At 66.1% G+C, this 12752-nt stretch carries 10 protein-coding genes; 9 read left to right on the top strand and 1 reads right to left on the bottom strand.

Annotation, left to right across the window (positions count from 1 at the left end; translation table 11 throughout):
- Positions 1-28 precede the first annotated feature (28 nt).
- From AC1AYX_RS01565 to AC1AYX_RS01545, 5 genes are all read left to right on the top strand, one after another.
- Positions 29-2359 (top strand): RelA/SpoT family protein, encoded by a 2331-nt coding sequence (locus AC1AYX_RS01565; protein ID WP_476501844.1) that lies wholly within the window; start codon positions 29-31, stop codon positions 2357-2359.
- Between the two features lie 201 nt (positions 2360-2560).
- Entirely contained in the window at positions 2561-3400 is an 840-nt protein-coding gene (locus tag AC1AYX_RS01560) for a MetQ/NlpA family ABC transporter substrate-binding protein (RefSeq protein WP_476501843.1), read from the top strand.
- A 119-nt stretch (positions 3401-3519) separates the two neighbouring features.
- Positions 3520-4338 carry a methionine ABC transporter ATP-binding protein gene (locus AC1AYX_RS01555; protein WP_476501842.1) on the top strand — a complete coding sequence of 273 codons (819 nt, stop codon included), beginning with the start codon at positions 3520-3522 and terminating at the stop codon, positions 4336-4338.
- A gap of 2 nt (positions 4339-4340) precedes the next feature.
- Positions 4341-5021: a methionine ABC transporter permease gene (locus AC1AYX_RS01550; protein ID WP_476501841.1), complete on the top strand. Its 681-nt coding sequence runs from the start codon at positions 4341-4343 to the stop codon at positions 5019-5021.
- Positions 5022-5144: 123 nt separating this feature from the next.
- On the top strand, positions 5145-5684 hold the full coding sequence (locus AC1AYX_RS01545) for a peptidylprolyl isomerase (protein WP_101622857.1): 540 nt from the start codon (positions 5145-5147) through the stop codon (positions 5682-5684).
- A 133-nt stretch (positions 5685-5817) separates the two neighbouring features.
- Here AC1AYX_RS01545 and AC1AYX_RS01540 read toward each other — a convergent pair whose 3' ends face one another.
- On the bottom strand, positions 5818-6621 hold the full coding sequence (locus AC1AYX_RS01540; RefSeq protein WP_476501840.1) for a Cof-type HAD-IIB family hydrolase: 804 nt from the start codon (positions 6619-6621) through the stop codon (positions 5818-5820).
- Between the two features lie 146 nt (positions 6622-6767).
- Between AC1AYX_RS01540 and AC1AYX_RS01535 the strand changes: the two genes are divergently transcribed.
- From AC1AYX_RS01535 to pflB, 4 genes are all read left to right on the top strand, one after another.
- Positions 6768-8012, top strand: coding sequence for a M20 metallopeptidase family protein (locus AC1AYX_RS01535; protein WP_476501839.1), 1245 nt, complete (start codon positions 6768-6770; stop codon positions 8010-8012).
- 75 nt (positions 8013-8087) lie between these two features.
- Positions 8088-9785, top strand: a complete 1698-nt coding sequence (locus AC1AYX_RS01530; RefSeq protein WP_476501838.1) for an NAD+ synthase — start codon at positions 8088-8090, stop codon at positions 9783-9785.
- Between the two features lie 41 nt (positions 9786-9826).
- The gene (locus AC1AYX_RS01525; protein ID WP_476501837.1) at positions 9827-10033 is read left to right on the top strand and encodes a hypothetical protein; all 207 of its coding nucleotides are present in this window, start codon (positions 9827-9829) and stop codon (positions 10031-10033) included.
- A gap of 208 nt (positions 10034-10241) precedes the next feature.
- On the top strand, positions 10242-12617 hold the full coding sequence (pflB, locus tag AC1AYX_RS01520; RefSeq protein ID WP_476501836.1) for a formate C-acetyltransferase: 2376 nt from the start codon (positions 10242-10244) through the stop codon (positions 12615-12617).
- Positions 12618-12752: the final 135 nt, after the last annotated feature.

Here is a 12752-nt window from a genome sequence, read left to right as displayed (position 1 = left end):
AAATCCATACGAGCGAGGGAGGTGCGCCATGGCGGGCGACGATATGGAATTCGATTCCGCACGCAAACTGGGATGCGAGGTCAGCACCGATCCGATCAATCCGCTGTTGCCGATCATGCAGGCGTGCCGCGTGCACCATCCCGGCGAGGATTTGACCATCTTCGAACGCGCGTACCGCCGCGCCGTGATCCAGCATTCCGCGCAACGGCGCAAGTCGGGCGAACCGTACATCATCCACCCGCTCGCCGTCGCGCAGATCCTCGCCGACCTCGGCATGGGACCGCTCGTCGTGGCCGCCGGCCTGCTGCACGACACGGTGGAGGACACCGACTACACGCTCGACCAGTGCCGTGCCGAGTTCGGTGACACCGTCACCGGCCTCGTGGACGGCGTCACCAAGCTTTCGAAGATGGAATACGGCGACTCGGCGCAGGCCGAGACCATCCGCAAGATGGTCGTCGCGATGAGCCGCGACGTGCGCGTGCTCGTCGTCAAGCTCGCCGACCGCGTGCACAACGCGCGCACCTGGCGCTACGTGAAGACCTCCAGCGCCGTGAAGAAGGCGCACGAGACGCTCGACGTGTACGCGCCTCTCGCCAACCGCCTCGGCATGAACGCCATCAAGACCGAGCTTGAGGAGCTGAGCTTCAAGGTCATCTATCCGAAGATCTACAACGAGATCGTCGTGCTCGTCGCCCGCCGCGCCGGGCAGCGCGATGTGTACCTCAAGCAGATTCTCGCCGAGATCAACGAGGACCTCGACGAGCAGCACATCAAGGCGTACGTGACCGGGCGCCCGAAGGACTACTTCTCCATCTACCAGAAGATGATCGTGCGCGGCCACGATTTCGCCAACATCTACGACCTGGTGGGCGTGCGCATCATCGTTGACTCGATCCAGGACTGCTATGCGGCGCTCGGCGCCGTGCACGCGCGGTGGAACCCGGTGCCCGGCCGGTTCAAGGACTACATCGCGATGCCGAAACTCAACATGTACCAGTCGCTGCACACCACGGTGGTCGGCCCCGGCGGCAAGCCCGTCGAGATCCAGATCCGCACGTGGGACATGCACCGGCGCGCCGAATTCGGCATCGCCGCGCACTGGAAGTACAAGGAGAACGGCCAGGCCGGCCGCGCGCTGAGCTCGCCCGACAAGTCCGACCGCAAGCGCGAGGGTTCCGAGAACCAGGAGCTGAGCGAGGCCGACAACCTCAAGTGGATTCAGCAGCTCGCCGACTGGACCAGCGAGACCCCCGACTCCAACGAGTTCCTCGGCTCGCTCAAGGAGGACCTCGGCTCGGCCGAGGTGTACGTGTTCACGCCGAAGGGCAAGATCATCTCCCTGCCGGCGGCCGCCACCCCCATCGACTTCGCCTACGCGGTGCACACCGAGGTCGGCCACCGCACGATGGGCGCGCGCGTCAACGGGCGTCTCGTCCCGCTCGACACGAAGCTCGAGAACGGCGACACCGTCGAGATCCTCACCTCCAAGTCGGACACGGCCGGCCCGTCGCGCGACTGGCTGAGCTTCGCGAAGAGCCCGAAGGCGCGCAACAAGATTCGCCAGTGGTTCTCCAAGGAGCGCCGCTCCGAGGCGATCGAGGAGGGCCGCGACGAACTGACCCGCGCCATGCGCAAGCGCAGCCTGCCCATCAACACGCTGCTCACGCCCGAGGCGCTGATCGGCGTGGCCGACGAACTCAACTTCCCGAACGCGGACGGCCTGTTCGCCGCCATCGGCGACGGCCAGATCTCCACGCAGAACGTCATCTCGCATCTCGTCAAGGACGCGGGCGCCGACGAGGTCGACGAGGAGATCGAACAGGAGGTCCTGCCGCTCAAGCCCGTCGAGACGCGTCAGAAGACGAACAGCAGCTCCGGCGTGTCCGTCAAGGGCGTCGGCGACGTGTGGGTCAAGCTCGCCCGTTGCTGCATGCCCGTGCCCGGCGACAAGATCATCGGCTTCATCACGCGCAACCAGGGCGTGTCCGTGCACCGCACCGACTGCCAGAACATGATCGACCTGCAGCGCCGCCAGCCCGAACGCGTCGTCGAGGTCGAATGGACGAGCACCAAGGGCGTGTTCATGGTCAAGATCCAGGTGGAGGCGCTCGACCGGCGCAACCTGCTCTCCGACGTGACGCGCGTGCTCTCCGACCACGGCGTGAACATCATCTCCGGCTCGATCTCCACCGGCTCCGACCGCGTGGCCACCAGCCAGTTCAGCTTCGAGATGGCCGACCCGCAGCACCTCAACACCCTGCTCGCCGCCGTGCGCAAGATCGAAGGCGTGTTCGACGTGTACCGCATCACCGGCGCGAAGGACTCCGCCGAGCCGCGCCTGCGCCGCATGCAGTGAGCATGCGGCGGCGCGTCCCGGCGTCGAGGCCGTGATACGCGGCGCGTGTCGGTTCGCGTGTCGCGTGAGGCGCGCGCTATAAGCAACGTCGATTACGGTACCGCGTTGCGCGCGGCAAACGTTTGTATAGTGGCGAAGCGTTGGGAACGGCGAAGGCCGTTCACCGCCGATATGGATGATGAATTGAGAGAGGAAGACATCATGCGCTTCACCAAGTCCGCCGCGGCCGCCCTGGCCGTCGTCGCCGTCGCCGCGCTCGGCCTGTCCGGCTGCGGCAGCTCGTCCACCGCCACCAGCAAGGAGGACGACAAGACCATCACCGTGGCCGCCAGCCCGACCCCGCACGCGGAGATCCTCAACAAGGCCGTCAAGCCGATCGTCGAGAAGGACGGCTACAAACTCGAGGTCAAGGAGTTCACCGACTACGTGCAGCCGAACACCGCCACCGAGGACGGCGAGGTCGACGCCAACTACTTCCAGCACAAGCCGTACCTCGACAACTTCAACAAGGAGAAGGGCACCCACCTCGTCTCCGTCGAGACCGTGCACTTCGAGCCGTTCGGCCTGTACCCGGGCAAGACCAAGAAGATCGCCGACCTCAAGGACGGCGCCGTCGTGGCCGTCCCGAACGACGCCACCAACGAGGCGCGCGCCCTCCTGCTCCTGCAGGACGCCGGCCTGATCAAGCTCAAGGATCCGGAGGACATCAACGCCACGCCGAAGGACATCACCTCCAACCCGAAGAACCTCCAGTTCAAGGAGCTCGAGGCGGCCGTCGTGCCGACCGTCATCAACGACGTGGACATCGCCGCGCTGAACGGCAACTACGCCATCCAGGCCGGCTTCGACGTCACCAAGGACGCCCTGCAGATCGAGAAGGCCGGAGGCCTGGCCGCCAAGACCTACGCGAACATCCTGGTCGTCAAGAAGGGCAACGAGAACACCGCGAAGACCAAGGAGCTCAAGAAGGCCCTCAACTCCAGCGAGGTCCGCGACTACATCAACAAGAACTACAAGGGCGCGGTCGTCCCGGTCTTCTGATCGGTCTCCAGCCCTTCCGCTAGCATGCCGCACGGTATACGGGTGACGCGTCCGACGCGAATCACCGCCATATCGTGCGGCATCGTGCATATCACGACCACATACGACAGGAACGATCCATGATCCAATTCGACCATCTCAAGAAGAGCTATGGCACCGGCGCGGACGCGCACGAGGTGCTCCACGACATCAACCTGACCATCAACGACGGCGAGGTGTTCGGCTTCCTTGGCTCCTCCGGCGCCGGCAAGTCGACGCTCGTGCGCACCATCAACCTGCTCGAGCGCCCCACCGAAGGCAAGGTCGTCATCGACGGCAAGGACGTCTCGCACGTCACCGGGCGCGACCTCGCCGAGCTGCGCACGAAGATCGGCATGATCTTCCAGGACTTCAACCTGTTCCAGCAGCGCACCGTGCTGCGCAACGTCACTTTCCCGCTCGAGCTCGCGCACCGTCCGAAGGCGCAGCGCATCGAACGCGGCAAGCGCCTCCTGCGCCTCGTCGGCCTCGAAGGGTTCGAGGACCGGTATCCGAGTCAGCTGTCCGGCGGTCAGCAGCAGCGCGTCGCCATCGCGCGCGCCCTCGCCAACGAGCCGAAGATCATGCTGTGCGACGAGGCGACCAGCGCCCTCGACTCCACCACCACCGTGCAGATCCTCGACCTGCTGCGCCGCATCAACCGCGAGCTCGGCGTCACGCTCGTCATCATCACGCACTCGCTGTCCGTCGCCCGCAACATCTGCGACCGCGTCGCCATGATCGACGGCGGCTACATCGTCGAGACCGGCGAGACCGCCGAACTGTTCGCGAACCCGCAGAGCGACATCCTCAAGGCGCTCATCGCCAGCGCCGAGGAGCAGAACGGACGCGACGAGGACGAGGACGGCAAGCCGGTCGAGCCGGCCAAGGCCGCCGCGAAGCATGAGGAGGCACGCTGACCATGGGACAGACCATCACCGAATTCATCGCGAACTACGGCGAGCTCATGCTCGAAGGCACCCGCGATACGCTCATCATGACCGCGGGCTCTACGCTGCTCGCCTACGTGATCGGCGTGCCACTCGGCGTGCTCCTCACCATCACCGGTGCCAAGTCCATCTGGCCGAACCGCCCGCTCAACACCGTGCTCGGCTGGATCGTGAACATCGGCCGTTCCATCCCGTTCATCATCCTGCTTGTCGCCATCATCCCGTTCACGCGCCTCATCGTCGGCACGTCGCTCGGCGTCGAAGGCGCGATGGTGCCGCTCGTCATCTCCGCCGCGCCGTTCGTGGCTCGCGTCGTCGAACAGTCGCTCGCCGACGTGGACGGCGGCCTCATCGAGGCCGCGCAGAGCTTCGGCGCGAACAACTGGCAGATCGTCACCAAGGTGCTTCTGTTCGAAAGCCTGCCGTCGCTCGTGCGCGGCGCCGCCATCACGTTCATCAACCTGTTCGGCTACTCGGCGATGGCCGGCACCGTGGGCGCCGGTGGCCTCGGCGACATCGCCATCCGCTACGGCTACCAGCGCTACGAGTACGACGTGATGCTCGTCGCCGTGATCCTGAGCGTCATCCTCGTGCAGGTCATCCAGTCGTTCGGCGACTGGTTCGCCAAGCGCATCGACCACCACGTCCGCTGATTGCGCAGGCGATCGTCCGCGATGCCGTCGGTCCGCGTCCGTCCCCGCATCGGGACGGACGCGGGCCGACGCCGTTCCATGGGTCCGTCCCCGTCGTCTTGCGACTATGACAGACTTGACGCCATGACTACGATCATCATGCGCACCTCCGAAGGTGACATCACCATCAACCTGTTCGACGACAAGGCCCCGGAGACAGTGAAGAACTTCCTCGGCCTCGCCACCGGCGAGAAGGAGTGGGCGGACCCGTACACCGGCCAGCCCTCCCACGGCAAGTTCTACAACGGCCTGAGCTTCCACCGCATCATCAAGGACTTCATGATCCAGGGCGGCTGCCCGCTCGGCAACGGCACCGGCGGCCCCGGCTACGACTTCGACGACGAGATCGACCCGACGCTCAAGTTCGACCGCCCCTACCTGCTCGCCATGGCGAACGCCGGCCTGCGCCGCGGCCGCGACGGGAAGATCCACGGCACCAACGGCTCCCAGTTCTTCATCACCACCGTGCCGACCCCGTGGCTCGACGGCCACCACACGATCTTCGGCGAGGTCGCCGACGACCAGTCCAAGGCCGTGGTCGACAAGCTCGAGGCGCTGCCCACCGACCCGATGGACCGTCCGACCGAACCGGCCGTGATCCTTTCCGTCGACGTCGCGGAGTGACGATCGCGGTAGAGACGGCATAGACCCCCTCAGTCCCGCTTCGCGGGACAGCTCCCCCTGAAGGGGGCGCAATCCGTTCTGCGCCCCCTTCAGGGGGAGCTGTCGGCCGCAGGCCGACTGAGGGGGTCCTCTCTTACAGCACGTGGAAGTGCTTGAGAGCGTTCATCACGCCGTCGTGGTCGACGTCGTCGGTCACGTAGTCGGCGGCGGCCTTCGGGCCTTCGGTCGCGTTGCCCATCGCCACGCCGATGCCGGCGAATTCCAGCATCGTCACGTCGTTGCCGCCGTCGCCGAACGCCATCACCTGTTCGCGCGTCCAGCCGTAGTGGCGCATGAAGCGTTCCATGCCCTTCGGCTTGCCGCCGTCGGCCGGAATCAGGTCGACGAAGTCCGGATGCCAACGCACGCCCGCCACGTTGCGGCACAATCCGACGATCTCCTTCTCCTGTTCGTCGCCGATGTACGGGCTCACCTGGAACGTCTCATGCGTCGCGGGGCGCGTATGCGGGTCGTCGACGAACACCTTCGGCGCGGTCTTGCCGAGCTGCTTCCACGTGGCGCGCATCGGCTCGGTCACCTGGTTGAAGTACACGTAGTCGGATTCGCAGAAGTTCGCCACCACGTCCGGGTGGCGGTCCAGCCAGGCGACGATCGTGCGCACGTCCTGCGGGTCGAGCGCCTCCTTCTCCAGGAAGCCGTCATGGTCGACGCAGTACTGGCCGTTCAGGCCGACGATGCCGTCGAACGTGACCGGGATCATGTCGAGCACGACGGTCATGTGGCTGGGCGCGCGGCCCGAACAGATGAACACCTTCACGCCCTTCGCCTGCAGCCGGTGCAGCGCGTCGATCGTGGACTGCGGGATCGTGTGCGTCACGAAGCTGGTGAGTGTGCCGTCGATGTCGAAGAACGCGGCGCGGATGTCGGGCGTGGTCATGGTGCCTCCTCGCGGGAATCGCAGGAATCGGATCGTTCCGCATCCCAGTCTAGGGAGGTGAGGGGAGACGACGGGCGGAACGGGTGTCGGAACCGTCGACGGACGTATCCGTCCCGTCCACGCGGGCACGACCTACAATCGGGCGTATGAGCGAACGCAACGCAACAGACCGCACAGACCACGCAACCGACATCACCGCCTCCGCCGTCGTCGGGCACGTCGAGTCCGACCCGGACCTCGTCGCGATCCGGCACTACCTGCACGCGCATCCGGAACGCAGCTTCAAGGAATACGACACCAGCATCTACCTCGCCGACCAGTTGAAGACGCACGGCGTGGAGGTGCTCGACAACCCGTTGGAGACCGGTGTCGTCGGGCTCATCCGCGGCGAGGGCGGACCCGGGCCGCGCGTCGCCCTGCGCGCCGACATCGACGGCCTGCCCATCGTCGAGGACACGGGCCTGCCGTTCGCCTCCGTCAACGAGGGCGTCATGCACGGCTGCGGCCACGACCTGCACATGACCGGACTGCTCGGCGCCGCGTTCTGGCTCGCCGAGCACCGCGACCGGTTCGCCGGCAGCGTGAAGATCCTCTTCCAGCCAAGCGAGGAGACCGGCCAGGGCGCGTTCGCGATGCTCGACGCGGGGCTTCTCGACGACGTGGACGCGATCATCGGCACGCACAACAACCCGAACTACGCGCCCGGCGAGGTCGCGGTCGGCGTCGAGCCGATGATGGCCGGCTGCGTGCGCTTCCAGGTGACGCTCCACGCGGACGGCACGCACGCCGGATACCCGCACAAGGGCACCGGTCCGATCGAGGCGCTCGCGTCGATGGTGCTCGAACTGCAGACCATCGTCAGCCGCAACGTCAACGCCCTGCACCCGCTGGTCCTGTCCATCACCGAGGTGCACGGCGGCCGCGTGTGGAACGTCGTGCCCGCCGAAGCCGGCTTCCAGGGCACCGTGCGCTACTTCCACAAGGAGGACAGCCTGCTCGCCGAACGCCGCTTCAAGGCGGTCGTCGGGCATACGGCGGAGGCGTTCGGCATCACGGCGGACGTCACGTGGGACGACTTCCAGGATCCGGTCGTCTCCGACGCGCCGCTCGCGCGCGCCGTCGCCGCCGACGTGCGCGGCTACGCGGCGTTGGAGCCGATCCGCCCGTCCATGGCGGGGGAGGACTTCTGCGAGTTCGCGCGCACGACCCGCTCCGTGTTCGCGTTCATCGGCTCGAACGGTGCGGAGGGATGCGCCGACTGGCACAGCCCCCGGTTCGTCGGCCTCGACGCGTCGATCCCCACGTTCGTCGACTTCTACGTGAACGCCGCGCTGCGCGTGCTTGCCGAACTCGGCGCCTCCGGTACCGGCGACGGCGCCGCCGCGCGCTGACGCGACGGGGACGGGATGACGCCGCGGGACGGCGTTGACGGGACGGACGACGACCACGGATTAGGATAGGGAGACATGACACAGATTCGCTTCGCACTCGCCCAGATCGACACCTGCGTCGGCGCGCTCGACGCCAACGCGGACAAGGTGCTCGACTACAGCCGCCGCGCCGCCGCCGACGGCGCCAAGGTCGTCGTCTTCCCGGAGATGACGCTCACCGGATACCCGATCGAGGACCTCGCCCTGCGCCGCACGTTCCGCCAGGCCGCATGGGACAAGGCCAACGGGCTCGCCGAATCCCTCAGGAAGGAGGGACTGCGCGACCTGTACGTGGTGGTCGGCACCGTCGGCACCGACCATGAGACCTCCAAGCCCTACAACCGTCTCGTCGTGCTGCACGACGGCGTCGTGTGGGCCGGCTATGACAAGCACTTCCTGCCCAACTACGGCGTGTTCGACGAGTTCCGCATCTTCAAGGCCGGCGAACGCTCCGTCGTGCTCGACGTGGACGGCGCCCGCCTCGGCGTCGCCATCTGCGAGGACATCTGGCAGGACGGCGGCCCCGTCGCCGAACTCGCCGGCCGCGACATCGACGCGCTCGTCACCATCAACGGCTCCCCGTACGAGGAGGGCAAGACCGACGTGCGCCTCGAACTGGCGAAGCGCCGCGCCGCCGAAGTGGAGGCGCCGCTCATCTACGTGAACCAGGTCGGCGGCCAGGACGACCTCGTCTTCGACGGCGGCAGCTTCGTCGTCGATGCCGACGGCACGCTGCTCGAACGCGCCCCCATGTTCATGGAGGACCTCGCCTTCTGGACGCTCGACACGGCGAAGGTGCACCAGGCCAAGTCCACGGTCGCGCCGAAGCTCGACCCGGACGAGGAGGTGTACACCGCCTGCGTGCTCGGCCTCAAGGACTACATGGCCAAGAACGGCTTCCACGGAGTCACTCTCGGCCTGTCCGGCGGCATCGACTCCGCGCTCGTCGCCGCCATGGCGGCCGACGCGGTCGGCGGCGACAACGTGCACGGCATCTCCATGCCCTCCATGTACTCCTCCGACGGTTCCAAGGACGACGCGGCCGACCTCGCCGCGAACATCGGCGCCCACTACGACGTGCAGCCCATCGAGCCGCTGTTCAAGGCGTTCCAGGGCCAGCTCGACCTCGACGGCGTGGCCGCCGAGAACCTGCAGGCGCGCATCCGCGGCGTCATCGTCATGGCCTACTCGAACTCGAAGGGGCTGCTCGCCGTCGCCACCGGCAACAAGTCGGAGCTCGCCTGCGGCTACTCCACGATCTACGGCGACGCGGTCGGTGGCTACGCGCCGATCAAGGACCTGCTCAAGACGCGCGTGTGGGAGCTGTCCCGCTGGCGCAACAAGGCGGCCGCGGCCGGCGTCGGCATAGGCGGCCTGAAGATCGTGGGCAACGAGGCGGGGGAGCCGGGCACGCCGCTCGAGAACGGCGTGATGATCCCGGTCGCCTCCATCGAGAAGGCGCCGTCCGCCGAGCTGCGCCCCGGGCAGAAGGACTCCGATTCGCTGCCCGAATACGAGCTGCTCGACCAGGTGCTCGCCGCGTACATCGAGCACGCGCACGGCCGCGCCGACCTGCTCGCCGACGGCTTCGACGAGAAGACCGTCGACACGGTGATGCGTCTCGTCGACCGCGCCGAATGGAAGCGCCGCCAATACCCGCTGGGGCCGAAGGTCACCGCGCTCGCGTTCGGCCGCGACCGCCGCCTGCCGATCACCAACGCGTTCCGCGAGTAACCGCGAATAACCAGTCGTGCCATTGCAGAAGGGAGATCATCATGGCGAAGGACACGCGATGGTATTTCAACATGGTCACCGGGGAACCCGAACAGGGGCCGAAATCCCCGATCGAGCAGCGCATGGGGCCGTACAAGTCCCGCGAGGACGCGCTCGACGCGTGGAAGATCTTCCAGGATCGCGAGACCCTCTGGAAGGAGCAGGACCGGCAGTGGAACCTCGACTGGGACCGGCCGCATAAGGCGTAGCGGCCATGGCGACGGCTCCGGGGCGTGAGCCCCCTGGCCGCCGCCGATTGCGGCAACCGATGGAAACCGGCGCGGAACGGGCGTGTGAACGATAACGCAATGTGAGATATGTCACGCCCGTTTTGCGCCTTTTCCCATTTTCTGGCGGTTACACTGGGAGACAACGACGACGAAGGTGCGTCGGAAGATACAACACCAAGGAGTGGAAATGACAGCTGTTGAATCTGCTGCACTGACCGCGGAAGAGCTCGACGCGAAGGCGTGGGACGGCTTTGAGGGCGGCAACTGGCAGAAGGACATCGACGTTCGTGACTTCATCCAGAAGAACTACACCCCGTACACCGGCGACGAGAGCTTCCTCGCCCCCGCCACCGAGAAGACCAAGCACCTGTGGAAGTACCTCGACGACAACTACCTGGCCGTCGAGCGCAAGCAGCGCGTCTACGACGTGGACACCCACACCCCGGCGGGCATCGACGCCTTCCCGGCCGGCTACATCGACTCCCCGGAGGTCGACAACGTGATCGTCGGCCTGCAGACCGACGTCCCCTGCAAGCGCGCGATGATGCCGAACGGCGGCTGGCGCATGGTCGAGCAGGCCATCAAGGAGGCCGGCAAGGAGCCGGATCCGGAGATCAAGAAGATCTTCACCAAGTACCGCAAGACGCACAACGACGGCGTCTTCGGCGTGTACACCAAGCAGATCAAGGTCGCCCGCCACAACAAGATCCTCACCGGTCTGCCGGACGCCTACGGCCGCGGCCGCATCATCGGCGACTACCGCCGCGTCGCCCTGTACGGCGTGAACAAGCTGATCGCCTTCAAGAAGCGCGACAAGGACTCCGTGCCGTACCGCAACGACTTCACCGAGCCGGAGATCGAGCACTGGATCCGCTTCCGCGAGGAGCACGACGAGCAGATCAAGGCCCTCAAGCAGCTCATCAACCTCGGCAACGAGTACGGCCTCGACCTGACCCGCCCGGCGCAGACCGCGCAGGAGGCCGTGCAGTGGACCTACATGGGCTACCTCGCCTCCATCAAGTCCCAGGACGGCGCCGCCATGTCCTTCGGCCGCAACTCCGCGTTCCTCGACTGCTACATCGAGCGCGACCTCCAGGCCGGCAAGATCACCGAGACCGACGCCCAGGAGCTCATCGACAACATCGTCATGAAGCTGCGCATCGTGCGCTTCCTGCGCACCAAGGACTACGACGCCATCTTCTCCGGCGATCCGTACTGGGCGACCTGGTCCGACGCCGGCTTCGGCGACGACGGTCGTCCGCTGGTCACCAAGACCTCGTTCCGTCTGCTCAACACGCTGACCCTCGAGCACCTCGGACCCGGCCCGGAGCCGAACATCACCATCTTCTGGGATCCGAAGCTGCCGGAAGGCTACAAGCGCTTCTGCGCCAAGATCTCCATCGACACCTCGGCCATCCAGTACGAGTCCGACCGTGAGATCCGCGGCCACTGGGGCGACGACGCGGCCATCGCGTGCTGCGTCTCCCCGATGCGCGTCGGCAAGCAGATGCAGTTCTTCGCCGCCCGCGTGAACTCCGCCAAGGCCCTGCTGTACGCCATCAACGGAGGCCGCGACGAGATGACCGGCATGCAGGTCATCGACAAGGGCGTGATCGACCCGATCCTCCCGGAGGCCGACGGCACCCTCGACTACGAGAAGGTCAAGAACAACTACGAGAAGGCCCTCGAATGGCTGTCCGAGACCTACGTGATGGCGCTGAACATCATCCACTACATGCACGATAAGTACGCGTACGAGTCCATCGAGATGGCCCTGCACGACAAGGAGGTGTACCGCACCCTCGGTTGCGGCATGTCCGGTCTGTCCATCGCCGCCGACTCCCTCGCCGCGATCAAGTACGCCAAGGTGTACCCGATCACCAACGCCGAGGCCAAGAACCTCGAAGGCCACGAGTACGAGTACGTCGAGGGCGCCGATGACGACCTGGTCGTCGGCTACCGCACCGAGGGCGAGTTCCCGATCTACGGCAACGACGACGACCGCGCCGACGACATCGCCAAGTGGGTCGTCTCCACGGTCATGGGCCAGGTCAAGCGCCTGCCGGTCTACCGCGGCGCCGTCCCGACCCAGTCCATCCTGACGATCACCTCCAACGTCGAGTACGGCAAGAACACCGGTTCCTTCCCGTCCGGCCACAAGAAGGGCACCCCGTACGCCCCGGGCGCGAACCCGGAGAACGGCATGGACTCCCACGGCATGCTGCCGTCCATGTTCTCCGTCGGCAAGATCGACTACAACGACGCGCTTGACGGCATCTCGCTGACCAACACCATCACCCCCGATGGCCTCGGTCGCGACGAGGAGGAGCGCATCGGCAACCTGGTCGGCATCCTCGACGCCGGCAACGGCCACGGCCTCTACCACGCGAACATCAACGTCCTGCGCAAGGAGACCATGGAGGACGCCGTCGAGCACCCGGAGAAGTACCCGCACCTGACCGTGCGCGTCTCCGGCTACGCGGTGAACTTCGTCAAGCTCACCAAGGAGCAGCAGCTCGACGTCATCTCCCGTACCTTCCACCAGGGCGCCGTCACCGACTGATTCCCGTCGGAGACCAGCGGCCGCGTGAAGCGGTAGAACGATGAAGGGGTGGGATTCGTCCCACCCCTTCCTTATGCGACAACTGCAACAACCAATACGATTACGATTATTCCGTGCATCACTCGGAACAGGAGG

The sequence above is a fragment of the Bifidobacterium sp. LH_419 genome (assembly GCF_056356955.1).
The sequence above is the reverse complement of the archived record's forward strand: the minus strand, read 5'-3'. Positions and strand labels throughout refer to the sequence as shown.

What these genes read in the sequence shown, in the direction of transcription:
- AC1AYX_RS01525 (WP_476501837.1), top strand. Translation starts at nt 9,827, where the DNA reads ATGGCGAAGGACACGCGATGGTATTTCAACATGGTCACCGGGGAACCC.
- pflB (WP_476501836.1), top strand. Translation starts at nt 10,242, where the DNA reads ATGACAGCTGTTGAATCTGCTGCACTGACCGCGGAAGAGCTCGACGCG.
- AC1AYX_RS01560 (WP_476501843.1), top strand. Translation starts at nt 2,561, where the DNA reads ATGCGCTTCACCAAGTCCGCCGCGGCCGCCCTGGCCGTCGTCGCCGTC.
- AC1AYX_RS01535 (WP_476501839.1), top strand. Translation starts at nt 6,768, where the DNA reads ATGAGCGAACGCAACGCAACAGACCGCACAGACCACGCAACCGACATC.
- AC1AYX_RS01555 (WP_476501842.1), top strand. Translation starts at nt 3,520, where the DNA reads ATGATCCAATTCGACCATCTCAAGAAGAGCTATGGCACCGGCGCGGAC.
- AC1AYX_RS01550 (WP_476501841.1), top strand. Translation starts at nt 4,341, where the DNA reads ATGGGACAGACCATCACCGAATTCATCGCGAACTACGGCGAGCTCATG.
- AC1AYX_RS01545 (WP_101622857.1), top strand. Translation starts at nt 5,145, where the DNA reads ATGACTACGATCATCATGCGCACCTCCGAAGGTGACATCACCATCAAC.
- AC1AYX_RS01565 (WP_476501844.1), top strand. Translation starts at nt 29, where the DNA reads ATGGCGGGCGACGATATGGAATTCGATTCCGCACGCAAACTGGGATGC.
- AC1AYX_RS01540 (WP_476501840.1), bottom strand. Translation starts at nt 6,621, where the DNA reads ATGACCACGCCCGACATCCGCGCCGCGTTCTTCGACATCGACGGCACA.
- AC1AYX_RS01530 (WP_476501838.1), top strand. Translation starts at nt 8,088, where the DNA reads ATGACACAGATTCGCTTCGCACTCGCCCAGATCGACACCTGCGTCGGC.